Raw genomic sequence first — 23,269 nt, 5'->3', positions numbered from 1 at the left:
TTAGAAAATAATATAAGTATAGTGTTTCTAACTAAAAGATTTGATGCTATTCTTATAAAAACAAATAAATTTTTATACGTTTTAAAATATCAAAGACTAAGAAGTAAAAGGAAATAAATGAATATTATAAATACAAACAGTGACATTATAATATTTGGAGGACATGGAGACTTGTCCTTTAGAAAATTATTACCTGCTTTATATCATCTGTTTAATGAAAAATACTTAGATGATTCAAGTAGAATTATAATTGTTACAAGAAGAAATATTACTCATGAAGAAAATATTAAATTAATTAAATCTAAATTACAAGAGTTTATAAAAGATGATGCTTTTAGTCAAAATGATTTTAAAGCTTTTTCAAAGATATTGTTTATTGAAAAAGTAGATTTTGCTGATAATAGTACCTATTCAAATTTAAGTATAACCTTACAAAACTCTTCAAATACAAACCGAATTTCCTATCTTTCAACAGCACCTGATTTTTTTGCAGATATTTGTAAAGCCTTAAGTGAGTGGAAGTTAATTACAAAAAACAGTAGAGTAGTACTAGAGAAACCTATTGGAAGAGATTTACTTTCTTCTCAAGCTCTTAATACAGAAGTTCTTAAATATTTTAGCGAGCGACAAATATACAGAATTGATCATTATTTAGGAAAAGAAACAGTACAGAATATTCTTGCTTTACGTTTTTCAAACAGATTTATCATGCCTTTATGGGATGCATCTAATATTGATCATATTCAAATTACTGTTGCTGAAAGTGTTGGGGTTGAAGGGCGTTGGGCGTATTATGACCAGTATGGAGCTATGCGAGATATGATACAAAATCATTTAATGCAATTGCTGTGTTTAATCGCAATGGAGCCACCTTGTTCTTTAGATGCTGACAGTGTAAGAGATGAAAAAGTAAAAGTTCTTAGGTCTTTACGAAAAATTACTATTTCTGATATAGCTTCTCATACAGTAAGAGCACAATATAAAAAAGGTATGAGTGAAGGCAAAAGTGTACCTGGTTATTTAGAAGGTGAGGGAGTAAGTAATAGTAAAACAGAAACTTTTGCTGCTATTAAAGTTGATATTGATAACTGGCGTTGGAATGGTGTTCCTTTTTATATTAGAAGTGGAAAAAGAATGCAAAAGAGAAATTCTGAAATTGTTATTCAGTTTAAATCTGTACCTCATTCTATTTTTAAAAATAATGATGCTTCTATGCCTGCTAATAAACTTGTTATTACTTTACAACCAGAAGAGAGTATTACGCTTTCTTTATTAAATAAAGTACCTGGTTTAAGTGATAGTATGAAAGTACAAGAAGTAAATTTAGAATTAAATTCTCCTTTAGAGACAAAAAGGAATCATGAAGCTTATGAACGCTTGATTTTAGATGTTATTCATGATAATCCAACACTGTTTATGAGGCTTGATGAAGTGGAAGCGGCATGGAAATGGACGGATTCTATTATAAAAGCTTGGGATGAAGATTTAAGTCCTATGAAGAGTTATTCTGCTGGTTCCAATGGTCCCAGTGCAGCAGTACAATTAATTGCAAAAGATGGAAGGGCGTGGAATGATGAATAAACTTAATAATTTTAAAAGAAAAGAAGAACTCATAGAAAATCTTTCTTCAAAAATCATTTCTGCTTTAAGTACAGGTATTTTAAAAAATGGAAAAGCAAGTTTATTACTTTCTGGGGGAAGTACCCCTAAACCCTTATTTGAAAAATTAAGTAAATGCAATATTGCATGGAATAAAGTAAATATTGCTTTAGTGGATGAGAGATGGATAGAGGAAGATAATAAAGATAGTAATGCTCTTTTGATTAAAACCCATTTATTAAAGAACTGTGCAAAAGAAGCCCATTTTGTTTCTATGTATCAAAAAAACATAAAAGCACAAGATGCTGAGCTTATATGCTCTGCTATTTATAAAAAAGAGCTTTTTCCTTTTGATGTACTTGTATTAGGTATGGGAGAAGATGGACATACGGCTTCATTATTTCCAAACAATGTAAAATTAAAAGAAGCGTATGATGATAATAATCAAAGTTTATGTGTGCATATGAAACCAGATACAGCACCTTATGAGCGAATGAGTTTAACAAAAAAAGCCATTCTTTCTTCCCATAATATTTATTTGCATTTTGAGGGTTCAAAAAAGAATGAAGTTTTTAGAAATGCTTTAAAACAAGAAGATATAAAGACAATGCCAATATCTTCAATTCTTAATCAAAAAGAAAAAATCGTGGAGGTTTTTACACATGAATAAAATAATCTTAGAAATCACAGAAAACATCATAAATAGGTCTAAAAAAAGTCGTTCAATTTATTTGGAAAGAGTAGAAAAAGCAAAAACTAAAGGAGTTAATCGTACTTCTTTGGGTTGCAGTAATTTAGCGCATGCAATGGCACCTATGAATGACAAAGAAAAAGAATCTCTTAGAGGTAGTAAAAATGCCAATATTGCTATTATAACGTCTTACAATGATATGTTATCTGCACATGAGCCTTATAGTGTATATCCCTCACTAATTAAACGAACACTTATGCTAGAAGGTGCAACGGCACAAGTATCAGCAGGTGTTCCTGCTATGTGTGATGGAGTTACACAAGGGCAAGAAGGAATGGAGTTAAGTCTTTTTTCAAGAGACAATATTGCAATGGGTACTGCTATTGGTTTATCTCATAATGTATACGATGGAGCTGTTTTTTTAGGAATATGCGATAAAATTGTTCCTGGTTTATTAATTGGTGCTTTATCTTTTGGACATTTACCTGCTATGTTTATTCCAGCAGGACCAATGACCTCAGGGATATCAAACAGTAAAAAATCTCATGTACGACAAGATTATGCAGCAGGAAAAGTAGATAAAAACACCTTATTAAAAGTAGAGTCCGCTTCTTATCACAGCAGTGGTACTTGTACATTTTATGGAACAGCAAATTCCAATCAAATGTTATTAGAAATGATGGGACTACAGCTTCCTAATGCTTCTTTTGTTAATACCAATACACAATTAAGAGATGTTTTAACACAAGAAGCCTGTAAACGAATTTTAAAAATGACTTCTTTAAGCGATAATTACACCTGCATAGCAGATATTCTTGATGAAAGAAGTTTTGTAAATGCTATTGTTGGTCTTATGGCAACAGGGGGATCTTCTAATCATACTATACATATAATAGCTATGGCAAAAGCAGCTGGAATTGTTATCAACTGGGATGATTTTGATGCTATTTCTAAAGTAACTCCTTTATTATGTAGAATGTATCCAAATGGAAGTGCTGATGTTAATCACTTTAGAGATGCAGGAGGAATGAGTGTTGTTATTCATGAGCTTATTGAAGCTGGTTTAGTTTTTGAAGATGTTCAAACAGTAGTAGGGAAGGGTTTAAAGAATTATATAGTAGAACCCGCCTTAGATAATAATCGTTTAGTATTTACAAAAGGTCCTAAGGTTTCAAGAGATTTAAATGTTCTTTCTTCTTATGCCAAACCTTTTTCTAAAGAAGGGGGATTAAAACTCTTAAAAGGTAATATTGGAAGATCGGTTATTAAAACATCGGCTTTAAGAGAAAATCACTTATATATTAAAGCACCTGCTCTTATTTTTTCTTCTCAAGATGAATTGCAAAATGCTTTTAAAGAAGGAAAATTAGAAAAAGATTTTGTAGCGGTGGTTAAATACCAAGGACCTAAATCAAATGGAATGCCTGAACTTCATGGTTTATTACCTGCTTTAGGAGTCTTGCAAGATAAGGGTTTTAATGTAGCAATTGTAACAGATGGTAGAATGTCGGGGGCTTCTGGAAAAGTACCTTCAGCTATACATATGGTATCAGAAGCTGCAAAAGGGGGAGTTATCTCACTTATCCGTGATAATGATATTATTTGTTTGGATGTACTTAAGGGTGAATTACATGTAGAAGTTACGCAAGAGGAATTATCTAATAGAAAAGAAGAAAAAGTCGATGTCTCTCATAATGTATATGGTTTTGGAAGAGATTTGTTTTCAAGTGTAAGATATTGTATAAGCAGTGCTGAAGAGGGTGCTTCTATTTTTGATTTACCTGGAGAGGAAAAAAACTAGGTAAAGATAAGATCACAAATTAAAAAGAAAAATTTTACAGAATATGAAAAATAAAAAAGAAGCCTTATAAAAATGAGAGAGAAAGAGTTAATATGAATGAAAAAAGAGATAAACTTTTCAATAAATTAAAACAATTAAAAGAACAAGTAGATGAAAGTACCATTAATGAAATGTTTACCTTAAATCCAGAACGATTTAATGAATTTAGTACTTCTTGTGAAGATATGGTTCTTGATTATTCAAAAGTACATATTGATAAAGCAATTAAAAAAACATTAATTGAATTAGCAGGGGTATGTAAACTAGAAGAAAAAAGAGAAGCAATGTATAGAGGGGATAGAATTAATATCACTGAAAACAGAGCAGTATTGCACATAGCTTTAAGAAATCAATCCCATGAGCCTATATATGTAGATGGAAAAGATATCATGCCTGATATTAATGAGAGTTTATTAAAAATGAAAGCTTTTTCTGATGGTATTAGAGAGGGGAGTATTTTATCTTCGACTGGAAAAAAATTCAAAAATGTTGTTAATATTGGAATAGGAGGATCGCACTTAGGACCTTCAATGGTTACAAAAGCTTTAAAACCTTACCATGATGGGCCAACAATTCATTTTGTATCTAATATTGATTCTTCACATATATACGATGTTTTAAATACGCTTGATCCCAGTGATACTTTAATTTTAGTTGCTTCAAAAACCTTTGTTACTATTGAAACTATGACCAATGCAAAAACCGCATTAAAATGGATGATCAAGGGGGTTGGCGAAAATGGTGCTAAAGAACACTTTGTAGCTATTTCAACCGCTCATGAAAAAACAAAAGAATTTGGAATAAAAGAAGAGCGAGTATTTGGATACTGGGACTGGGTTGGGGGACGATACTCAATTTGGAGTGCTATTGGGTTAGGTGTAATGATTGCCATTGGTATGAAAAACTTTACAGAGTTTTTAGAAGGTGCTTATGAAATGGATCAGCATTTTAAAAATACTCCTCTGGAAGAAAATATACCAGTACTCCTCGCATTAATTGGTATTTGGCATATTAATATCTGTGATTATTCTACACGGGCTCTCTTACCTTATGATCAGCGTTTAAGTTCTTTTCCTTCTTATATTCAACAATTAGATATGGAAAGTAATGGCAAGAGTATTTCTTCTAATGGGGATAGTATTCATGTACGAACAGGAGCAGTTGTTTGGGGTGATGCAGGTACCAATTCTCAACACTCGTTTTTTCAGTTATTGCATCAAGGTTCAGAAATAGTTCCTTGTGAATTTTTAGTAGCTGTTAACAAACATGAGAAAGATATGGATGAGCACAATAATCTTTTACTTGCAAATTGTCTGGCACAAAGCCAAGCATTAATGGCAGGAAGACGCTTGGATGAGGTAATTAAAGTACTTAAAAAAAGAGGTGTTTCTCATGAAGAAGCGATTCGTTTGGCGCCGCACAGACAATTTAAAGGCAACAGACCTTCAACTACCTTAATGTATAAAAAATTGGATCCAAAAACACTTGGAAAAATTATTGCTTTGTATGAACACAGAGTTTTTGTAGAAGGTGTGATATGGGGTGTGGATTCTTTTGATCAATGGGGTGTTGAGCTTGGAAAAGAATTGGCTACTGAAATGTTATCTTTAGTAGTAGGAGATAAAAAAGTAAATGAAGAAGAACTGGATTCTTCAAGTGCTGGTTTGCTAAAAAGTATTTCTAAGTGGAGCGAAAGTCTTTAATTTCGACGTAATTGTTTTTATATATAAATTGACTTTAGTAATTTAAATATAGCATTAAACGTAGAGAAAAAAATCTCTTCTCTGCGTTATAAGACTGCAAGTATTAAAACTCCATACAAACCCGTAAAAAGTAAAAGTATCGATTTTAGTATTCTTGTTTCTTTTTTTTCTTTTCTAAAAAGAAGTAAATATAAAAGAGCTAAACAAAAAGATAAAACAAAGGCTTTTTTTGCACCTATCTCAAAAGAATATTCTTCATAACTTTTGTAAGGATTCTTTTTTATATTAAAGGTATATGCATAATCAAAAAATGTTTGATACAAAGAACTTACTTGAGGAATGCCTACTTTAAATTCATCAAGATAAGAGAAGTTTTTATCAAAAGCAACAGCATAAATATACTTCTCATCTTTATAACGAATGAGTTTATTCACCGCATTTGCATAAATCTCAAGTTTCATAGTATTACTATCGTAGTATTTTAATGGTAATTTAACAAAATTATAATTCTTATACATAAGAACATAAGCATTGTTGTTTTCATCTATTATCAAACCATAAAATTCTTTTTTTCTACTTTCAGCAATTTTAATTTGTGTGATTTTTATTTTTGAATCATAAGAAACATTTTTAATAAACAGTTCATCATCATATCTTTTGAAATGAAAAAGTTTATTTTTGTTATCAAGAACAAAATAACCTTCATCTAAAGGTTTCATATTGGTTGTTTTCCCCGCAATAATTTTAGCTGGAAAAGAAAAACCTTTGTTTTTTAAAGCAAGAGTGTATTGCTTACTTAATTCTACATCTTTACTATTATCTTCTGAATCATAAATACTAAATTCTTGGTCGAGATTAAACATAAGGTTAGGGAAAGAAATAATTCCTTTTTTACTGCTTGGATTAAATAAAGGATAAAGTGCTATTTGATTTATATTTTCATTTACATTGTTATAAGCAAACTTAAAACTTTGTCTTGCTTTTTTTATCGTTTTTTTATCATAAGAAATACCATCAATTACAATAGGTAGTTTTTTTTGTATATCTAAGTTTCTCCAATAAATAAAGGGTAAGGCTTTTTCATACTCTTTTAAACTAAGTTTTTCATTTTTGTCATTTCCATATACAAAATGATGATAACCTAAGTGTTGTTTATACATAAATTGTTTTTGGGGTGCAGAATAAAATACATAAGTAGCCAAATCAATATTTTTTGAAAGGGCTTTTGTACTATAGGGCAGAAAAAAACTAAAAGAAGTTAAAAACAATACAAGAAAAATAAGAAAAGAAAGTTTAGGAATAAAACTTTTTTCTTTCAACAATGAATAATGCCCATTTTTAAAGCGATATAAAGAGAGTAGAGGCATAAATAATGATAATACAAGCAGAACAGTTAAAAAAGTATAAAGGTGGTTATAGCCTTGATATTTGTCATTTAAGAAAAAGAATGAAACAATCATAATCATTAATATACATAATAAGAATTTTCTTTTAAAATAAGGTTCTATCATAATTGCAACACAAAAAGTATAAACGACAAAAGATGCTAATATCCAAGGAAGAGCAGTTTGTATAGCAGAAACTGCAATTAAAGAAGGATAAAAAACAGATGAAATAAAGTATAAACACAATAATAAAATACTATTTACTAAAACTAAAAGTAATAAACCAACACTTAAATATAAAAAAACCATTTTATTTTGATTGATAGGTAAATGAAGAGGAATTCTAAACTTCTTTTTATGAATTTCAGGAAGAAACTGCGCCAGTGCAATTATAAAAGCAGCAAAAGAAGGCAGAAATTTAAGAACATCATAATAAATATTTCCAATATGCACAGCTTGATACCATAACATACTGTGTGGCTCTATTTTAGTAAAATTTTGTAAGGTACTTATATATAAATACAATAAAACAGCAATAAATAAAATTACTAAAGTGAAATAGATATATTTTATTTTTAAAAACTCTTTTGATAAAATAGCTTGAAACATTAATATCTCCCCATTAAACCAATAAAAGCATCTTCTAAATTGATTTTTTTTCTGTTTATATGTGTATGATTAAGCGGTGCAAAAACATTATGTGAGGCTTGCAGATTTTTAAGTACTTCTTGTTCATTTTCATAAGAATAAAGCCTTAGAGCATTTTTAGATACTTCTATATTTCTAATAACATCACTTTTGACCAAACGCTCAATTTCCCTAATTTTTAAATCATTAGGAAGGGTAAAATCAAGGGTATAGGATTTAAAGTTGTTTAATAAATCATCTAAGTTTGTTTTTAATATTTCTCCACCCTTATTAAGTAGAATGATTTCATCAATTAAGTGTTCAAGGTCTTGAACTACATGAGAAGTAACAAACACCGTTTTTTGTTCGCTTTTGACAAAATCATGAAGATAATCTAAGAATAATCGTCTGTAACCTGCATCTAAACCCATAGAATAATCATCCAGTACCAATAAATCAGGATCTTGAGCAAAAATTAGGCCAAGAACTACTTGTGACCTTTGCCCATAAGACATATTAGATATTTTATGTGTTTTTGGTAATGCCAATAAATCCATTAAATCATAATAAATATCTTTACGCCATTTTTCATAAAAAGGACTATAGAATTTTTCAATTTGTTCAATGGTCATAAATTCAAAAGTCTGATGCCCTTCATGTAATAAACCAATTCTTTTTCTGGTATTTTCACTTAAAGATGATGAAGGTTCACCAAAAATTAAACATTCTCCCCCAAGTGGTTTTAAAAATCCCATTAAGATATTAATTAAACTGGTTTTTCCTACCCCATTTTTACCTAAAAGTCCTACTATTTGGCCTTTTTTAACAGTAAAATTCAAATCGTCATAAATCTTTTTTTTCCCATAAGCATGGCTTAGGTTTCTTACTTCAATTACATTTTCCATTTTAAGAATCACTGCATTTAGTTTTAGGAGTTTTGCTTTTCTCATCTCCACACCCACAAGAACCACAACCCTTACTTTTAAAAAGAGATTTGTAAATATAGCCTAATGCAAAGGCTAAAATAAGGCCTGTGAAAATATATTCTTCTATACTCATTCTACAATATCCTCCCCTTTTATAGCTATTTTATGACCTTCTCCTGCATCAAAGTGTACAGTATAAGCACCTTGCGGTTTTCTAAAAACCACTTCACTGTCTTCGTTCATTCTGGTTTCCATAATGGTTGTTTCATTTTGTTTAATAAAAAACAAAATACCACTAGCTGAACTACCGTCTGAAAAACCACCTTCGCATACAATGTTTTCATCGCCGTTGTCAAAACAAGACATAATCGCTGTATGTGCTTGTGCACTACTTACAAGTAAAATAAGCGAAATTAAGATTTTTTTATACATATATTTCCTTTTTTTTTGAATTAGGGATTAAACCTAAAGCTATAGTTATTAAAATGACAGTGATATAAAAGAAGATCATTGTTTCTACCCCACTTAAAAAGTAAGCATTTCCAACATTATTTACTAAAATTGCTGCGAATATTCCTAAGGTTATTGGATAAATAGTTGCAAATATCATCCATTTATAAGAATTGGTTTGAACTTTAATCATAATCATTGTTGCAATACAAGGTGGGGTTAAAGCCATAAATATAAGAATGGCAATAGCACTTACTTCTGTGTATAAATTTGAGCTTGCTATTGCATTATTGTTTCTAGAGTTTGCAGCATTATTGTTTTCATATAAAGCTCCAATGGTAGCAACTGAGCTTTCTCTTGCTGCAAAAGAGCTTAAGAATGCTACATTGATTTTCCAGTCAAATCCCGCATATTGAGTAAGTGGAACAAAAAATTTCCCCATCATTCCTAAAGCAGAGTTTTCAACTTTTTCATTTTTAAGGTTTCTAAAAAGTGCTTTTCGTGCTCTTATGAATTTTTTAAAGGCTTTGTTTATTTTTCTTGCTTCTTTATCTCGTTTGGGTTTAACAAATTTAAAAAAGACTGGATTCTTTTCTATATATCTTGCATCAATACGTTTAGCTGTATTTTTATTTGTTGTATTCATACGTTTAGCTCTGTAGGTATTGTAGTAGTTGATATAGGCTTTAAACTCACTTTTTTCATCAATATGTGAAAGATACGTATTTGTTTGAATTCTTTTATAAAAATCTTTTTGCATTTTAATGGCTTGGGCATCAAAAACTTCTTTTTTTTCTTTTGAAACCCCTGGCACTTGTATTAATACAAATAATACCACAGCAACGGCTGCTACAATGGTTACAATCTTTTTAAGATAAAGCCAAATCCTGTCATACACTTTTATTAATATACCTCTTAGCGTAGGCAGATGATAAGAAGGAAGCTCCATAATAAAAGGAGTTGTTTCATAAGAAACAAAAAGACTAAGGGAGAGAATCTTTCCTACACTTAAAGCAATAAAAATAGTTACAGTAGAAATTAAAAACATAATAATTGCCATGTCTTCTTTAAAAAAAGCTGCAATGATAAGGGTATAAAAAGGTATTTTTGCAAGGCAATTCATTAATGGAACGGTAAGCATTGTAATCATTCTTGCTTTTTTATCATTCATTCCTTTTGTAGCCATAACTCCAGGAACAGCACAACCTCCTGCAAAAATTCCACCTAAAACCAAAGGAAGCGTGGACTCTCCATGTAAACCAAAGCGTGAAAAGAGCCTGTCTAAGATAAAAGCCATACGAGGCATGTATCCTACATCTTCTAAACATGCAATCAAAAAGAAAAGTATTAAAAATATTGGAAGATAATTAAGCAAAGCATTAACACTGTTCATCATCCAAATTGCCAGTTGTGTAATATAGGGAATGGAAGTAATATTTTCATTTGGAAAAAAAGAAATAACAAGGTTTTTTAAAGCAGCCAAAAGGGGCCAGGTATAATTTGTAAGTTCGTAACCGTAAACAATTGAAAGTTGGTACAATAAAAATATTATAAGTCCTAAAATGGGTAAAGCTAAAAATCTATTTAATACAATAGAATCAATTTTATCACTTATGGTTCTTTTAGAATTACTTTTTTTTGTACATACTTTAAGCCATTCATCTGCTTTGTCATATCTGGTTCTTACAATATAAGAAGAAGCAGTAAGTTCATACTCTTTTTCAAATAATGCTGCCTGCTCTTTTAGGGCATCAAAAATTTCTTTAGATTCTACTATATTTTCTTTTACATAATCAAACATTTGTTTGTCTTGCTCAAAAAGTTTAATGCTAATGTAAAAAGAAGAATGTTCAAGTTTTAATGGTTCGATTAATTTTTGAATGATATTTACATGTTTTTGCAAATTTTTATAATCAATAACATTTGAGATATGAGCTTCTTTATTATTATCAACCTCAAGTATTGCTTTTTTTAGCTCATTTATTCCTTCTTTTTTTGATGCTACGGTTTGAATTAATCTTGCATTACACAGTTTTTCTAAACGCGTAAAATCAAATTCATAACCGTTTTGTATTGCTACATCAATCATGTTAAAAGCAATTATCATAGGTTTTTGCATATCAAAAAGCTGCATACTTAAATATAAATTTCGTCTTAATGTTGAAGCATCTACTGTATTTAAAATAATATTTGTATCTTGCTTTAAAATATAATCTCTTGTGATCTTTTCTTCTACTGAAAAAGATGAAAAAGAATAGGTACCTGGTAAATCAATAATAGCAATCTTTTTATCATTAAAAGAAAAAGAGCCTACTTTTTTATCAATAGTTACCCCTGGGTAATTTGAAATATGCTGTTTTACATTCGTAAGCATATTAAAAATGGTAGATTTTCCACAGTTAGGTTGTCCTACTAAAGCAACTTGAATACTACTCATACCTAACCTTAATACACTTAGCTTCTTGTATTCTCAAAGTAATATAATAAGATGAAATTTTTACTTCAATAGGATCATTTAAGGGGGATTTTCTAATTAGTTTTATTTGGCTGCCTTCAATAAAGCCCATGTCATAAAATTTTTTAAGCAAAACTCCAGAGGTGTCTAATTTTGTTATTAAAGCAGTTTTATTTTTATCCATTTGGTCGAGGGTCATTAGTTACCTTATGATTTCTGATATAATACCCTGTTTATGAAATAGATTATCAATATTATTAACAAAATTTAAAGAAAATAAGAAATTTGTTCTTAATCGCTACACTATTGATACAGTCGAGTTATTCATCTTGTAAATATTTTTTATATCTTGCTTGTCATGTCTGTTTTTTATGAAAATAAAATTTAAGATAAATGCTATTCGCATTTAAATAATATTAAGGAAAAAAATGAACCACTTAAATAAATTATTATTTGTACTTCTTTTTGTTACAAATTCAATGTTTTCTCATATGCTTTGGGTTAATGCTTTGCAGTCTAAAAATTATAGCCCATCTTCTGCTTCGGTTAGTATTGGATGGGGACATACAACACCTATTGATGATATGTTAAATTCTTATAATGGAAAAGTAAATATTAAAGAATTTACTCTTACAAGTCCTGATTTGAAAAAAATAAACTTAAGAATTCCGAGTTCTTCTTTAGCAATTGTTAAACTAAAAACAAAAAACTTTGATGTTTATGATTACGATATTGCATTGCAAAAAATCGCCTTTAAGGAAAAAAGTAAAGAAGGTGTGTATATACTAGAAGCAAAATCGCAAGAAACACATTTGCTTAAATATATTGATACAAAAAATCGTACACGTTTAAAATTTACCAGTATTGATAAAACAAAGAATGTTCAACGTGTTATTAGCTCACTGCAAGGAAAAAGAACTGCAAAAGCATATATTACTCTTGGAAAATGGAAAAAAATAAAGCCCTTAAAACAAGGATTAGAGCTTATACCTTTAAATGATTTATCTAAGGTAAAAGTAGGAGATTTACTTAGTTTTGATGTATTATTTTATGGAGAGCCTCTTGCCTCTACTTCTAGTATGGAATATATTACTGCATCAAGTAATACTTTTGGACAAAAAGAAAAGTTTTCCTTGCTTTCATATATTGTTGATGGCAAAGCACAAATTAGAGTTCAAAATAAAGGACAGTGGCTTATATCTACTACTCATAAAGATGAAGTACAAAACAACATAAAATTAAAACACTTAAAAAATAAAGTTAAAACAATAGAAGAAACAACAACACTTACCTTTATTGTTCACTAAAGAAGAACATTAATATAGGAGATATAAGGTATTTTTTAAGAGAAAAAGATAACTTTATATTGAACAATGATGGTTTTATATTTAAGAAAGATTATTGTTTAATCCCTTGAGGATACGAGGAAAAGATTATTTAAAGAAGGTTTTTTATGGTGATCACGATTGGAGTTGAACCAATGGCCGCTTCGATGTCAACGAAGTACTCTACCTCTGAGTTACGCGATCATATTATAGATAAAGTTTAGTATATTGATTGTTTTGTAATAATATTGTCTTTGAATGATAGCACCTAAACTCTTAATCAGTGCTTTGAAGCAGCTTCTTTTATTTAATCCCTTGTTCCTTTAATCTTTTTCTTAACAATATCATAAAACAAGGGCTTTTTATGAAAAAGAAAATTTTAAAAAAAAAAGGGGTTTAAATAGTATTATCTTTTTAATCTATAGGAATAATAATTTCAAAATCTACGCCTTCATTGACTTTACTTTTACATGAAATTTCTCCCTCAAATTGTTTTTTAACAATATTATACAAAATATTTAAACCTAAACCTGTTCCTCCAATACCTCTTCTAGTGGTGAAAAAAGGTTCAAATATATGAGGGAGATCACTTTCTTTGATTCCTTTACCATCGTCTTTATAATGTAATACAATATCGTTTTTTTCTTTTTTTAGAGTAAAGGATATAAGACCTTTATCTTTATTGGTGTATCCATGTATTAGTGAGTTAAGTATTAAATTTGTAATAATTTGTCCAAAAGCTCCGGGATAAGAATTTATTTTTACATCAGAGGGAATATTATTTTCAATTGTGATGTGTGTTCTTTTGATTTGATTGTGTATAGATAAAATAATACTATTGGTATAATCTTTTACATAAAACTCTCTTTTAATCTCGCTTGTTTGATCAACAGATACTTGTTTAAAGGATTGCACCAAATCGGATGCTCTTTGTATATTTTTTAGTACTTGGCTGGAAATATCTTTTGATTCGTCTAAGTATTTTTCAAAATCTTCTTGTGTCATGTCTTGCGTTTCATAGATTTTATGAATATTATGTGAAATTTCGTCAAAATAGGTGATACCTGTTAAAGCAATGCCTAAAGGAGTATTAATCTCATGTGCCACCCCTGCAACAAGGCCCCCTAAACTTGCCATTTTTTCTGCTTCGATTAATTTATCTTGTGTTTTTTCAAGATTATTTAGAGTTTTTGACAATTCATTATTTAAGAGATTTAATGCGTTTATTTTTGACTCACTCATAAAGAATTTAACCAAAATAGTCATTATTAAAATAACAATTACAAACAATATCATAATGAAAATATAGGTTAAATTAATAAGTTCTACAGATTTATTTTCGATATCTTTTATAAACTTATTTGCTAAAATATCTAATATTTTTTCACTTTTATGAATTGAGTTTCTCATTTTTCCCATAAGTCCTAGATTTTCATTCAGTCCTATTTTTTCTTGAAGTTTAACGAGCTCTAAAAACTTTAGTTTATATTGTTTGAGTAAATTAATTCTTTTTTGATTTTTTGCAGCTATAAAAATAGTTCTTTCTTTTTTTAAAAACAAAGCTCTGTATTTTAAATCTTTTCTTAGTAAAAAATCTTTTTCGTGTCTTCTTAATTGTAGAACATCTGAAAGCATTTTTTTATTTAATTTAACGTCATCTAATAATGCATGGGCTGTTTGCCTTAAGTCTAAATATTTAGACTTATTTTCATTGAGTCCAAAGATTTTTTGAGTTTCTACAATATTTTTAAATAATAATTTATATTCTTTGACTGTAGTATTAAATCTTAAGAGTTCGCTGGTATCAATTTTTTCTTTTTTTAAATGATTTATTAAGGAGGTAATATTTCTTTGAATTTTTATATAATTTTTCGTAAAATCCAAACTGTACTTTTCATTATGTCTAAGTAAAAAATCTTTTTCGTTCCTTCTTAGGAATAGTACATTATTTTGTAAATCTTTTATTATCAAAACTGTTTCTGTTAAGTTTCTAAGCCCCTTTTCTTCTTTGTCTTCAATTTCTTTTAACATAAATAAAGCACTTATGACTATAAGAGATAAGGAAACTAAATATATTTTATTTCGTTTACTCAAAGCAAAGACCTTCCAAAATGTTGATAATTAAAATATATTATTTTATTAATAATACTTTGATTAAAACATAAGTTATTCCGATTCTTTAAATTTTGTTTAAAGTTATTAGATTAATAAGATAAACTAATAATTTTCTTAATAAGTCTATTAGCTTAGGAGTGTAGTATTATTGTATAAGCTAAAAAGGGACTTCTTATGTTCTTAAATTAAACCAAAGGAATGAGCTTTTAAAAGAATTAAATATTGATATGCTTAATTATAGATTTTAAAGAGTAAAAAATTTATAAATGTTTATTTTAAGAGAGAAAGGTATTCAATGGCTAAAATAAATTTTTCAAAAAAAGAAAAGAAAAAAACGTTGCTGAATGATACGTGGAAAATACTTATAGTAGATGACGAAATTGCTGTTCATGAAATAACAAAAACGGTTTTAGGACATTTTGAACTGGATGGGAAAAAAGCGGAACTCCTTAATGCTTATAGTGGGAAAGAAGCCCTTGAAATAATGCAAACTACTCCTGATATTGCCGTAATTCTTTTAGATGTGGTTATGGAAACTGAAAATGCTGGATTAATAGTGGCACAAAAGATAAGAGAAGAGTTAAACAATAACATTGTTCGTATAATATTAAGAACAGGACAACCAGGAAGTGCCCCAGAACAAGAAGTCATTGTCAAATACAGAATCAATGACTACAAAGAAAAAACAGAGCTCACCTCTAAAAAACTGTTTTCTTCTATAGTGACTGCTATTAGGTCCTACCAAGACTTAATTATTATCCAAAAAAGCAGAGATGGTTTGGAAAAAATTATTGACTCAACAAAATCAATTAATGAAGAACGCTCTTTAGAACTGTTTGCAAAAGGAGTTCTTACTCAATTGATTTCTATTTTAAATTTAAACAATACTTCTTTGATTTTAAATACAAACAGTGCACTATCTATTGAGCAAAGAGAAAAGAGTTATACAATATTAGCAGGTACAGGAGAATATGAAAATATTAAGCATTTTGAAGAAATCAATCAAAAAGTAAGAACATTAATTTTGGATGCCATAGAAAAAGAGACAACCCAATTTGATGATAGCTCCTATCTTGGGTATTTCAAATTTAATGACAATATAAAATATTTGATATATATAACAGGATGTGAAAATATTAATATATTAGATAAACAACTCACAGAGATTTTTTCCAATAATATTGCTGTTGCTTTTAATAATATCTCTTTAACCAAAGAGATTATCGATACCCAAAAAGAAGTCATTGAGAGATTAGGTGAAGTGGTTGAAAAAAGATCAAAAGAGGCTTCTAAACATGTTCACAGAGTAGCAGAGTTTTCATATCACTTGGCACTGGATTATGGTTTGTCCCAAAAAGAAGCCCAACTTCTACAAATGGCATCACCTATGCATGACGTAGGGAAAATTGGTATTCCTGATGCCATTCTTTTAAAACCTGGAAAATTAGATGAAGCAGAGTTTAAAATCATGAAAAAACATGCAAGTATTGGATATAAAATTTTAAAATCATCAAAAAGAGAGATTTTTAAAGCTGCTGCTACTATTGCTTATGAACATCATGAAAAATTTGATGGTTCTGGTTATCCTCTTAAAAAAAGAGGAGAGGATATTCATATTTTTGGAAGAATCACTGCTGTTGCAGATGTTTTTGATGCTCTGTCTCATAAAAGATGTTATAAAGAACCATGGAAACTTGAAGATATATTAACATTGATGAGAGATCAAAGGGGCAAACATTTCGACCCTAAGTTAGTGGACATTGTATTAAAAAATATTGATAAGTATTCAGACATTATTGCTTTTGTAAAAGATTATACTTCTTTAAATAGCTTTAAATAATACATATATATGAACTACTCCTAAATTTTGAAGCATAAGAAAGGGGTAAAATCTTTGAAATGAAAGTCTGATTTAAAAGCAGTAAATAAGGTCTAGGCATATAAAAAAGAATGCTTTCAAGTAATATGAATTTTAATACAATATAATACAATAAAAGATCTTTTTGTATGAAAAAAACTGCTTTACTGCTTTGGTATAAACAAAACGGACGACATGAACTTCCTTGGCGAAATACAAACAATGCATACCATATCTATTTGAGCGAAATAATGCTTCAACAAACACAAGTTAAAACCGTACTTGAGCGATTTTATTTCCAGTTTTTAGAAAAATTTCCAAGTTTTGAAAGTCTTTGTAAAGCAAAAGAATCGGATGTTTTAAAAGCATGGGAAGGTTTGGGATATTATACCAGAGCCAGAAATATTCATAAAACTGCCAATATGATTCAAAAAAACCTGCCTTCAAGTGTAAAAGAATTATTAGAACTTCCTGGTATTGGCCCTTCTACTGCTAATGCGATTGCTTGTTTTGCTTTTGGAAAAGAAGTTCCAATTTTAGATGCTAATGTAAAAAGAATTTTATACAGATATTATAAAATCAAAACTGCAAAAGATAAAGAACTTTGGCTTTTATCTCATAAATTATTTTCTTCTTATAAAAAACATGCCTATGCGTATAATCAGGCCTTAATGGACTTAGGCTCACAAGTGTGTACCAGTAAAAAACCTTTATGTAATAACTGTCCTTTAAATGAAGGCTGTGAAGGGAAAAATGAAGCAAGTATTTACCCAGAAAAAAAGCCCAAAAAACAAAAAGAATTAAGAAACAGACAGTTAATAATATATAAATATAAAGATAAATATGCTTTATTTCAAAATGAAAACAATCTTTTAAAAGGTTTATGGAGTTTTAAACAATACCAAGTTTTAAAAGATGAACTCTATGATACTTATTTGGGTGAAATTAAACATGAATACAGCCATATATCTTTAAGAGCAAAAATATACCTTCGCTGTGTTTCAAAAGAGCATTTTAAATCATGGTTTAATAAAGATGAAATAAGTGAGCTTGCTTTAAGTAAGATTGACCATAAAGCATTGGCTTTAGAAAAAAAATACAATGAAGGATAAATGTGAAATATATAAAAATAAATGAGTTTTTTCATGATGTTTTTGGAAAAAAACAAAGTGTTTTAGAACTTATTGCTGTATTTGTATTCTCTTTTTTAGCTACTTATTTTATTTATAATAATTATTCAAATGATACGCAAGGAGCCCTTAGCTGGAAAATAATCGCAGCTTTTATCTTAGTAGCTGATATTATGGCGGGTTGTATAGCTAATTTTACTTTCTCTACGAATCAACATTATGTAAATCAATCTAAAAAGAGACTTTTGTTTATTTTATTTCATATCCATCTTCTTGTTATTTCTTTTTTATTAGATGCTTATTTTGTATATGCTTTTGTTTTTACTGTATATACAATAGGTGCAGCTTGTATAGTGAATGCCTTGATTGGAAAAAGAATTCAGCGTTTTATTGCAGCTAACTTGATGTTTTATGGACTTATTATGATTTTATATTTTTCTTTGCCTTTATGGTTTATTTTAATTTCTTTGTTTTTTATGATCAAACTGGTTTTTTCTTTTTCTGTAAATCATTATGAAGTTTCTATTTTAAATAATAATTAGCAGGTGTTTTTTCTATAGTTATTTCACAATTTTTATTTAAAATGAAATACAATACAATTTTAAATAAAAGCTTAGTTTTTAAGTTTTAGCAATGACATTTTAAGTAAAGTAGAGGATAAAGAACTATACTAATAAATGTTTTAATAAGATATACCTTGTTTTTATTTAAAACTGTTTCAATTTTGAAGGATTATTATGAAATTTAAATATATTGTTTTTATTTTTTGCATCTTATTTGTAAATGTATATGCACAGTCTCCTGTTTGGAAAATATCAAAAAATGGCTCACATCTTTTTATTGCAGGAACAATACATTTATTAAATAAAGATGATTATCCTTTACCAAAAGCTTTTGATTATGCGTATAAAAGATCTTCTACTATTGTATTTGAAGCAGACACAAATAAATTTTCACAAGCTTCTTTTAGACCTTTAATTTTAAGAAAAACACTGTATTTGAAAAACAAAACTTTGGAGAATTATTTAGATGATAAAACACTAAAAGAATTAAAGTTGTATTTAAAAAAAGAAAATATAAGTTATGCAAATGTAGCCAAATTAAAACCAGGTATGTTGAGTATTACTTTAATGATGCAAGAATTAAAAAAACTCTCACTCTTAGGGATTGGAGTGGATGAATATTATTCAAAAAAAGCTTTAAAAGATAAAAAGAAAATAAAATTCTTAGAAAGTGTTTTTAAACAACTGGATTTTTTAAGTAATATGGGAAAAAACAATGAAAGCGCTTTTGTAAAATATATGTTAAAAGATTTAAATAATATAGAAAAAGAATTTTCTTTAATGAAAAAAGCATGGAGACAAGGTGATAATGAAGCACTTAAAAAAGTTTCTTTGGATTCTTGGAAAGATAAATTTCCTAAACTATATCATTCTTTATTAATTAAACGAAATAAAGCATGGATGCCTAAGATTGTAAAAATGCTTGCGAATAAAGAAGTTGAACTTATTCTTTTTGGGGCACTTCATTTAGTAGGTGAGCATGGTGTATTAAGTCTTCTTGAAAAAAAAGGATATAAAGTAGAAAATATTAACTGATAAATATATAGCATAAGATGAAAGTCAGATATGAATTAAATTTTTAAATAAGAAAAATAAAAAAGTGCTTTGTAAAATACAAAGCACTTTTTTTTAATCAAATGTTCTAACAAGAGAACACGTTTTATCATATTGTATAAAACTAACTAGGAGAGCATCAACTCCTGTGTTTGTATTTTTACTGTCTTGTGTAGAATCTGTTTTTGTTAGGTAATCTAATAGGATTTTTTCTCTAATAGTTTGTCTTTTTTTAAGATTTTCATTTAATGTATCACTTAAATTAACAAATTGTTGACTTGATATATCTGCAATTCCTCCAATTTTTAAGCCAACACCAAATAGATTTAAGCTTAAAATTTTACCAGCAACATCTTGTTTGATGTAGTTATATTTAAATTTTTCAATAAATTGTTTACAATTATTGTCAGAAATATAAAATAACTTGTTAATTGCGCTGGGAAGATCTTCTTTAGCAATTTTCATAATGTTTTTTTTACTAACTGTTGTGTATCCTCTACAGATATTTTGATTTATATCTTCTTTTTTAGTGTATAACTCTTCTTCTGTGTCAATACATTGATATAAATCTGCTGATTCCACGTTAGGGTTCATATCAATAAAAGTAGTGGGCTTGGTTCTTAATATCTTTTCACTGTAACACCCAGTAAAAAACAGTAGCGGCAATATACTTAAGATTGTAAATTTTGCAATACTCATAATATCTCCTTATGATATTTAGTACTACAGTATATCACAAAATAATATTCTATATTATTATTGATGTAATTATTTTATGCTTTTTCTATTTTCTTATTATATTTATAAATGATTTAAGCATATACTTTCTATACTTTTATTAAAGGAATATAATGAATAAATTTTACCCCATAATTGAGCCTTATAATAGTTTTTTATTAGAAGTGGATTCTATACATCAAATATATGTGGAAGAATGTGGAAACAAAAATGGAAAACCTGTCATTTTTTTACATGGAGGTCCAGGAGGAGGGTGTTCTAAGAATGACAGACGTTTCTTTAATCCTTTGGAGTACCGAATTATATTATTTGATCAAAGAGGCTGTGGGAGATCACTTCCTCATGGATGTTTAGAAAATAATGAAAGCCATTTTTTAATTGAAGACATAGAAAAAATAAGAGAAAAACTCAATATTGATTCTTGGCATGTTTTTGGGGGATCTTGGGGTTCTACTTTATCTTTATTGTATGCACAAGAACATGTACAAAGAGTAAAAAGTTTGGTTTTAAGAGGTATCTTTTTAGGAAGAAAAACAGATACTGCATGGGCTTTTGATCAAGGACCTGCTGTAAGAATGGTTCCTGATTATTGGGAAGAGTATTTAACAGCTTTACCTTCTAGTTCTGAAAAATCTTTTGTAAAAAGAGCGTACGAGGTTTTAACAGGAGAGGATAAAGAAGCAGCTAAAAAACTAGCTAAAGCTTGGAGTAAATGGGAAATTTCTTGTGTTACTCTTGTTCCTAATGAAGCGTTTTTAGCTGCAAATACAAATGATGAAGCTTCTTGGACACTTGCCAGGCATGAAGCACATTATATGGTGAATGCATTTTTTATAAAAGAAAATCAAATTCTTGAGAATTGTTATAAAATCAAAGATATTCCTACTTGTATTGTTCATGGACGTTACGATATTGTTTGTCCTTTTGATAATGCATGGTTATTGCATAAAGAATTAAAAAATGCTAAATTACTTATTGGTTTAAGTGCAGGCCATGCTTCAATTGAGCCAGATAATATTCATCATTTAATTGCTTCAACAAATGAAATGTTAAAGGTAGAATAAAATGAAAAAAAATGCTCAAATTATCATTTTTGATGATACTTGTATTTTTTGTATTAAAGCGGTTAATTTTATTATTAAAAGAGATAAAAATAAGATTTTTTATTTTGCAGGCTTTACTAGTAAAAGTGCAAAAGAGCTAATTAAGAAATACGGCCAAGAAGAGCAAGGAAATAAAAGCATACTATTAATTAAAAATGACAAAGCCTATAATAAAAGCAGAGCAGTAAGCCAAATTGCACTTTCTTTGCCTTTTTTGTGGCCTAGCCTTATTGTAATTGATATCTTCCCTTTGTTTTTAATGGACGCTTTATATATGTGGGTATCAAATAACAGACATAGGTTTTTAAAAAAAGACAAATCGAGTAAAATCAATAGTTCTAGCAATCTTCTTTCTTAATAATTTCAATTTTATTGTTACAATTCTTAAAGCTTTAATATACAAATAACTGTATATATTATAAATAAATGTATTTTAAGCTTATTTATTATAAAATTCCGTGATTTTTTAATAAGGTAAAATAATGCAATTAAATTTTTTTCTTATGAGCTGTATTCTCCTAGCTGTTGTTTTTGCAGTACATGCCTTTTTGGATGGTTCACATATAACAGAACCAAGAAACAAAGAAGATGAATTTCCTACAAATTCAAAGTTTTTTGCATATTTTTATTGGAACTGTACTTTTCTTTTTATACTTAGTATAAGTGCTTATTTATATTTGATTTTTCACTAAAATTTATGTTCTAAGTTTTATTAGTATATTATATGGGCAAATTTTTAAGGATTTTTTATGACACTTATTGAAATAATGACGTTTACTTTTGTTGCGATTCTTTTAGTAGTATCTCCTGGTCCAAATGGTCTTTTACTTGCGAAAACAGTACCAATATCTGGAAAAAATGCAGGTTTTGCTAATATTGCTGGATTTATAAGTGCTTTTTATTTACATGGGGCATTATCAATTCTTGGAATTTCTGTTATTTTAACATCTTCAGCTGAAGCATTTTTTATAGTCAAAGTTTTAGGGGCTTGTTATTTAATATTTATTGGAATAAAAGCATTATTTTCTTCTTTTAAAAATCAAGATTTTAAAAATGTAAATAATACTAAAAAGAAGAAGAGTACAATTAAAATGGCTTATTTAGAGGGTTTTTTAACAAATGCTTTGAACCCTAAGGTCTCAATGTTTTATTTGGCTGCTTTTCCTCAATTTATCCCAACTACAGGTTCTTCAATTTTTTATGCTTTTTTATTAATTACGATACATGCTCTTTTAAATACACTTTGGTTTTCAAGTATGGTTATTTTACTTTCAAAAATAAAAACAAAAAATAAGGATTCTTTTGCCCAAAGATCTTTTAGAGCTTTTACCGGTATTGTTTTTGTTGCTTTTGGTGTGAAACTTATTACTTTTGAAAACAAATAATACGGGATATATATTATTTCCTTTTATTATTTAAGATAAGAGTTATTTAAAAAGTTTCTTTTTAAGATACTTTTTATGTATTTATACTATACTGATACTCAATATCAATAAAGGAAACAAATGCAAGTATTCTATATATTATTTTTAGCAATCGTTGGTTTTGGAGCTCTTTCAATTTTTTGTATTATTATTTTTGATAAAATGGTCTCAAAAAAGAAGTCCATTGTAAAAAAAGAGAAGAATATATTTTTTAATTAATTTTTTTTTCTTAATAGTTTATATTGAATTTTTTAGTTAAAATTCTTTATAAACTTTAATTTAGG

Annotated in this window: 22 protein-coding genes and 1 tRNA gene; 14 read left to right on the top strand and 9 right to left on the bottom strand. The window is 28.4% G+C overall.

The features are described from left to right. Window positions 1-117 precede the first annotated feature (117 nt). The 4 genes from zwf to pgi all read left to right on the top strand — a co-directional run bounded on the left by zwf (window position 118) and on the right by pgi (window position 5,833). The gene (zwf, locus tag HRT41_10695) at window positions 118-1,581 is read left to right on the top strand and encodes a glucose-6-phosphate dehydrogenase (protein NQY24495.1); all 1,464 of its coding nucleotides are present in this window, start codon (window positions 118-120) and stop codon (window positions 1,579-1,581) included. Then, window positions 1,571-2,269, top strand: a complete 699-nt coding sequence (gene pgl, locus HRT41_10690; GenBank protein ID NQY24494.1) for a 6-phosphogluconolactonase — start codon at window positions 1,571-1,573, stop codon at window positions 2,267-2,269. Before zwf ends, pgl begins: the two co-directional genes overlap by 11 nt. Beyond that, window positions 2,262-4,091, top strand: a complete 1,830-nt coding sequence (locus tag HRT41_10685; GenBank protein ID NQY24493.1) for a phosphogluconate dehydratase — start codon at window positions 2,262-2,264, stop codon at window positions 4,089-4,091. The genes pgl and HRT41_10685 overlap by 8 nt, the downstream gene beginning before the upstream one ends. A gap of 92 nt (window positions 4,092-4,183) precedes the next feature. After that, entirely contained in the window at window positions 4,184-5,833 is a 1,650-nt protein-coding gene (gene pgi / locus HRT41_10680) for a glucose-6-phosphate isomerase (protein NQY24492.1), read from the top strand. Between the two features lie 86 nt (window positions 5,834-5,919). Here the strand turns inward: pgi and HRT41_10675 are convergent, their stop codons facing one another. From HRT41_10675 to HRT41_10650, 6 genes are read right to left on the bottom strand one after another with little or no spacing between them, the layout of a single operon-like run. Then, window positions 5,920-7,827 (bottom strand): DUF4857 domain-containing protein, encoded by a 1,908-nt coding sequence (locus tag HRT41_10675; protein NQY24491.1) that lies wholly within the window; start codon window positions 7,825-7,827, stop codon window positions 5,920-5,922. Next, window positions 7,827-8,750: an ABC transporter ATP-binding protein gene (locus HRT41_10670; protein ID NQY24490.1), complete on the bottom strand. Its 924-nt coding sequence runs from the start codon at window positions 8,748-8,750 to the stop codon at window positions 7,827-7,829. Before HRT41_10670 ends, HRT41_10675 begins: the two co-directional genes overlap by 1 nt. 1 nt (window position 8,751) lies before the next feature. Further along, entirely contained in the window at window positions 8,752-8,904 is a 153-nt protein-coding gene (locus HRT41_10665; protein ID NQY24489.1) for a FeoB-associated Cys-rich membrane protein, read from the bottom strand. Continuing rightward, window positions 8,901-9,203 carry a hypothetical protein gene (locus tag HRT41_10660; GenBank protein ID NQY24488.1) on the bottom strand — a complete coding sequence of 101 codons (303 nt, stop codon included), beginning with the start codon at window positions 9,201-9,203 and terminating at the stop codon, window positions 8,901-8,903. The genes HRT41_10665 and HRT41_10660 overlap by 4 nt, the downstream gene beginning before the upstream one ends. After that, complete coding sequence (feoB, locus tag HRT41_10655; protein NQY24487.1) at window positions 9,196-11,658, bottom strand: ferrous iron transport protein B; 2,463 nt, start codon at window positions 11,656-11,658, stop codon at window positions 9,196-9,198. The genes HRT41_10660 and feoB overlap by 8 nt, the downstream gene beginning before the upstream one ends. After that, window positions 11,651-11,875, bottom strand: coding sequence for a ferrous iron transport protein A (locus HRT41_10650; GenBank protein NQY24486.1), 225 nt, complete (start codon window positions 11,873-11,875; stop codon window positions 11,651-11,653). Before HRT41_10650 ends, feoB begins: the two co-directional genes overlap by 8 nt. Before the next feature lie 229 nt (window positions 11,876-12,104). Here HRT41_10650 and HRT41_10645 point away from each other — a divergent pair, with 229 nt between their 5' ends. Beyond that, window positions 12,105-12,983: a DUF4198 domain-containing protein gene (locus HRT41_10645; protein ID NQY24485.1), complete on the top strand. Its 879-nt coding sequence runs from the start codon at window positions 12,105-12,107 to the stop codon at window positions 12,981-12,983. Window positions 12,984-13,130: 147 nt separating this feature from the next. Here the strand turns inward: HRT41_10645 and HRT41_10640 are convergent. Beyond that, window positions 13,131-13,205 (bottom strand) — tRNA-Val (locus tag HRT41_10640). Between the two features lie 210 nt (window positions 13,206-13,415). Then, window positions 13,416-15,095 carry a HAMP domain-containing histidine kinase gene (locus HRT41_10635; GenBank protein NQY24484.1) on the bottom strand — a complete coding sequence of 560 codons (1,680 nt, stop codon included), beginning with the start codon at window positions 15,093-15,095 and terminating at the stop codon, window positions 13,416-13,418. A 316-nt stretch (window positions 15,096-15,411) separates the two neighbouring features. On the opposite strand from HRT41_10635, the gene HRT41_10630 reads away from it, so the two are divergent. The 4 genes from HRT41_10630 to HRT41_10615 all read left to right on the top strand — a co-directional run bounded on the left by HRT41_10630 (window position 15,412) and on the right by HRT41_10615 (window position 19,702). Beyond that, window positions 15,412-16,956, top strand: a complete 1,545-nt coding sequence (locus tag HRT41_10630; protein NQY24483.1) for a DUF3369 domain-containing protein — start codon at window positions 15,412-15,414, stop codon at window positions 16,954-16,956. A gap of 167 nt (window positions 16,957-17,123) precedes the next feature. After that, window positions 17,124-18,086: an A/G-specific adenine glycosylase gene (gene mutY, locus HRT41_10625; protein ID NQY24482.1), complete on the top strand. Its 963-nt coding sequence runs from the start codon at window positions 17,124-17,126 to the stop codon at window positions 18,084-18,086. Between the two features lie 2 nt (window positions 18,087-18,088). Further along, window positions 18,089-18,646: a hypothetical protein gene (locus HRT41_10620; GenBank protein ID NQY24481.1), complete on the top strand. Its 558-nt coding sequence runs from the start codon at window positions 18,089-18,091 to the stop codon at window positions 18,644-18,646. A gap of 195 nt (window positions 18,647-18,841) precedes the next feature. Continuing rightward, entirely contained in the window at window positions 18,842-19,702 is an 861-nt protein-coding gene (locus HRT41_10615) for a TraB/GumN family protein (protein NQY24480.1), read from the top strand. A gap of 93 nt (window positions 19,703-19,795) precedes the next feature. On the opposite strand, the gene HRT41_10610 is transcribed toward HRT41_10615, so the two are convergent. Further along, the gene (locus HRT41_10610; protein NQY24479.1) at window positions 19,796-20,419 is read right to left on the bottom strand and encodes a hypothetical protein; all 624 of its coding nucleotides are present in this window, start codon (window positions 20,417-20,419) and stop codon (window positions 19,796-19,798) included. A gap of 152 nt (window positions 20,420-20,571) precedes the next feature. Here HRT41_10610 and pip point away from each other — a divergent pair, with 152 nt between their 5' ends. From pip to HRT41_10585, 5 genes are all read left to right on the top strand, one after another. Further along, window positions 20,572-21,522 carry a prolyl aminopeptidase gene (pip, locus tag HRT41_10605; GenBank protein NQY24478.1) on the top strand — a complete coding sequence of 317 codons (951 nt, stop codon included), beginning with the start codon at window positions 20,572-20,574 and terminating at the stop codon, window positions 21,520-21,522. A gap of 1 nt (window position 21,523) precedes the next feature. Next, complete coding sequence (locus HRT41_10600) at window positions 21,524-21,919, top strand: DUF393 domain-containing protein (GenBank protein ID NQY24477.1); 396 nt, start codon at window positions 21,524-21,526, stop codon at window positions 21,917-21,919. Between the two features lie 124 nt (window positions 21,920-22,043). Then, on the top strand, window positions 22,044-22,253 hold the full coding sequence (locus tag HRT41_10595) for a hypothetical protein (GenBank protein NQY24476.1): 210 nt from the start codon (window positions 22,044-22,046) through the stop codon (window positions 22,251-22,253). A 57-nt stretch (window positions 22,254-22,310) separates the two neighbouring features. Continuing rightward, the gene (locus HRT41_10590; protein ID NQY24475.1) at window positions 22,311-22,946 is read left to right on the top strand and encodes a LysE family translocator; all 636 of its coding nucleotides are present in this window, start codon (window positions 22,311-22,313) and stop codon (window positions 22,944-22,946) included. A 120-nt stretch (window positions 22,947-23,066) separates the two neighbouring features. Beyond that, entirely contained in the window at window positions 23,067-23,204 is a 138-nt protein-coding gene (locus HRT41_10585; protein ID NQY24474.1) for a hypothetical protein, read from the top strand. Window positions 23,205-23,269: the final 65 nt, after the last annotated feature.

Source organism: Campylobacteraceae bacterium (genome assembly GCA_013215945.1).
In the GTDB taxonomy this organism is placed as follows: Bacteria; Campylobacterota; Campylobacteria; order Campylobacterales; family Arcobacteraceae; genus NORP36.
Note: the sequence above shows the minus strand (reverse complement) of the source record. Positions and strands in the feature narration are given on the sequence as shown.

Coding starts and splice junctions, on each gene's coding strand:
- zwf (NQY24495.1), top strand. CDS start 118: ATGAATATTATAAATACAAACAGTGACATTATAATATTTGGAGGACAT.
- pgl (NQY24494.1), top strand. CDS start 1,571: ATGATGAATAAACTTAATAATTTTAAAAGAAAAGAAGAACTCATAGAA.
- HRT41_10685 (NQY24493.1), top strand. CDS start 2,262: ATGAATAAAATAATCTTAGAAATCACAGAAAACATCATAAATAGGTCT.
- pgi (NQY24492.1), top strand. CDS start 4,184: ATGAATGAAAAAAGAGATAAACTTTTCAATAAATTAAAACAATTAAAA.
- HRT41_10675 (NQY24491.1), bottom strand. CDS start 7,827: ATGTTTCAAGCTATTTTATCAAAAGAGTTTTTAAAAATAAAATATATC.
- HRT41_10670 (NQY24490.1), bottom strand. CDS start 8,750: ATGGAAAATGTAATTGAAGTAAGAAACCTAAGCCATGCTTATGGGAAA.
- HRT41_10665 (NQY24489.1), bottom strand. CDS start 8,904: ATGAGTATAGAAGAATATATTTTCACAGGCCTTATTTTAGCCTTTGCA.
- HRT41_10660 (NQY24488.1), bottom strand. CDS start 9,203: ATGTATAAAAAAATCTTAATTTCGCTTATTTTACTTGTAAGTAGTGCA.
- feoB (NQY24487.1), bottom strand. CDS start 11,658: ATGAGTAGTATTCAAGTTGCTTTAGTAGGACAACCTAACTGTGGAAAA.
- HRT41_10650 (NQY24486.1), bottom strand. CDS start 11,875: ATGACCCTCGACCAAATGGATAAAAATAAAACTGCTTTAATAACAAAA.
- HRT41_10645 (NQY24485.1), top strand. CDS start 12,105: ATGAACCACTTAAATAAATTATTATTTGTACTTCTTTTTGTTACAAAT.
- HRT41_10630 (NQY24483.1), top strand. CDS start 15,412: ATGGCTAAAATAAATTTTTCAAAAAAAGAAAAGAAAAAAACGTTGCTG.
- mutY (NQY24482.1), top strand. CDS start 17,124: ATGAAAAAAACTGCTTTACTGCTTTGGTATAAACAAAACGGACGACAT.
- HRT41_10615 (NQY24480.1), top strand. CDS start 18,842: ATGAAATTTAAATATATTGTTTTTATTTTTTGCATCTTATTTGTAAAT.
- HRT41_10610 (NQY24479.1), bottom strand. CDS start 20,419: ATGAGTATTGCAAAATTTACAATCTTAAGTATATTGCCGCTACTGTTT.
- pip (NQY24478.1), top strand. CDS start 20,572: ATGAATAAATTTTACCCCATAATTGAGCCTTATAATAGTTTTTTATTA.
- HRT41_10600 (NQY24477.1), top strand. CDS start 21,524: ATGAAAAAAAATGCTCAAATTATCATTTTTGATGATACTTGTATTTTT.
- HRT41_10595 (NQY24476.1), top strand. CDS start 22,044: ATGCAATTAAATTTTTTTCTTATGAGCTGTATTCTCCTAGCTGTTGTT.
- HRT41_10590 (NQY24475.1), top strand. CDS start 22,311: ATGACACTTATTGAAATAATGACGTTTACTTTTGTTGCGATTCTTTTA.
- HRT41_10585 (NQY24474.1), top strand. CDS start 23,067: ATGCAAGTATTCTATATATTATTTTTAGCAATCGTTGGTTTTGGAGCT.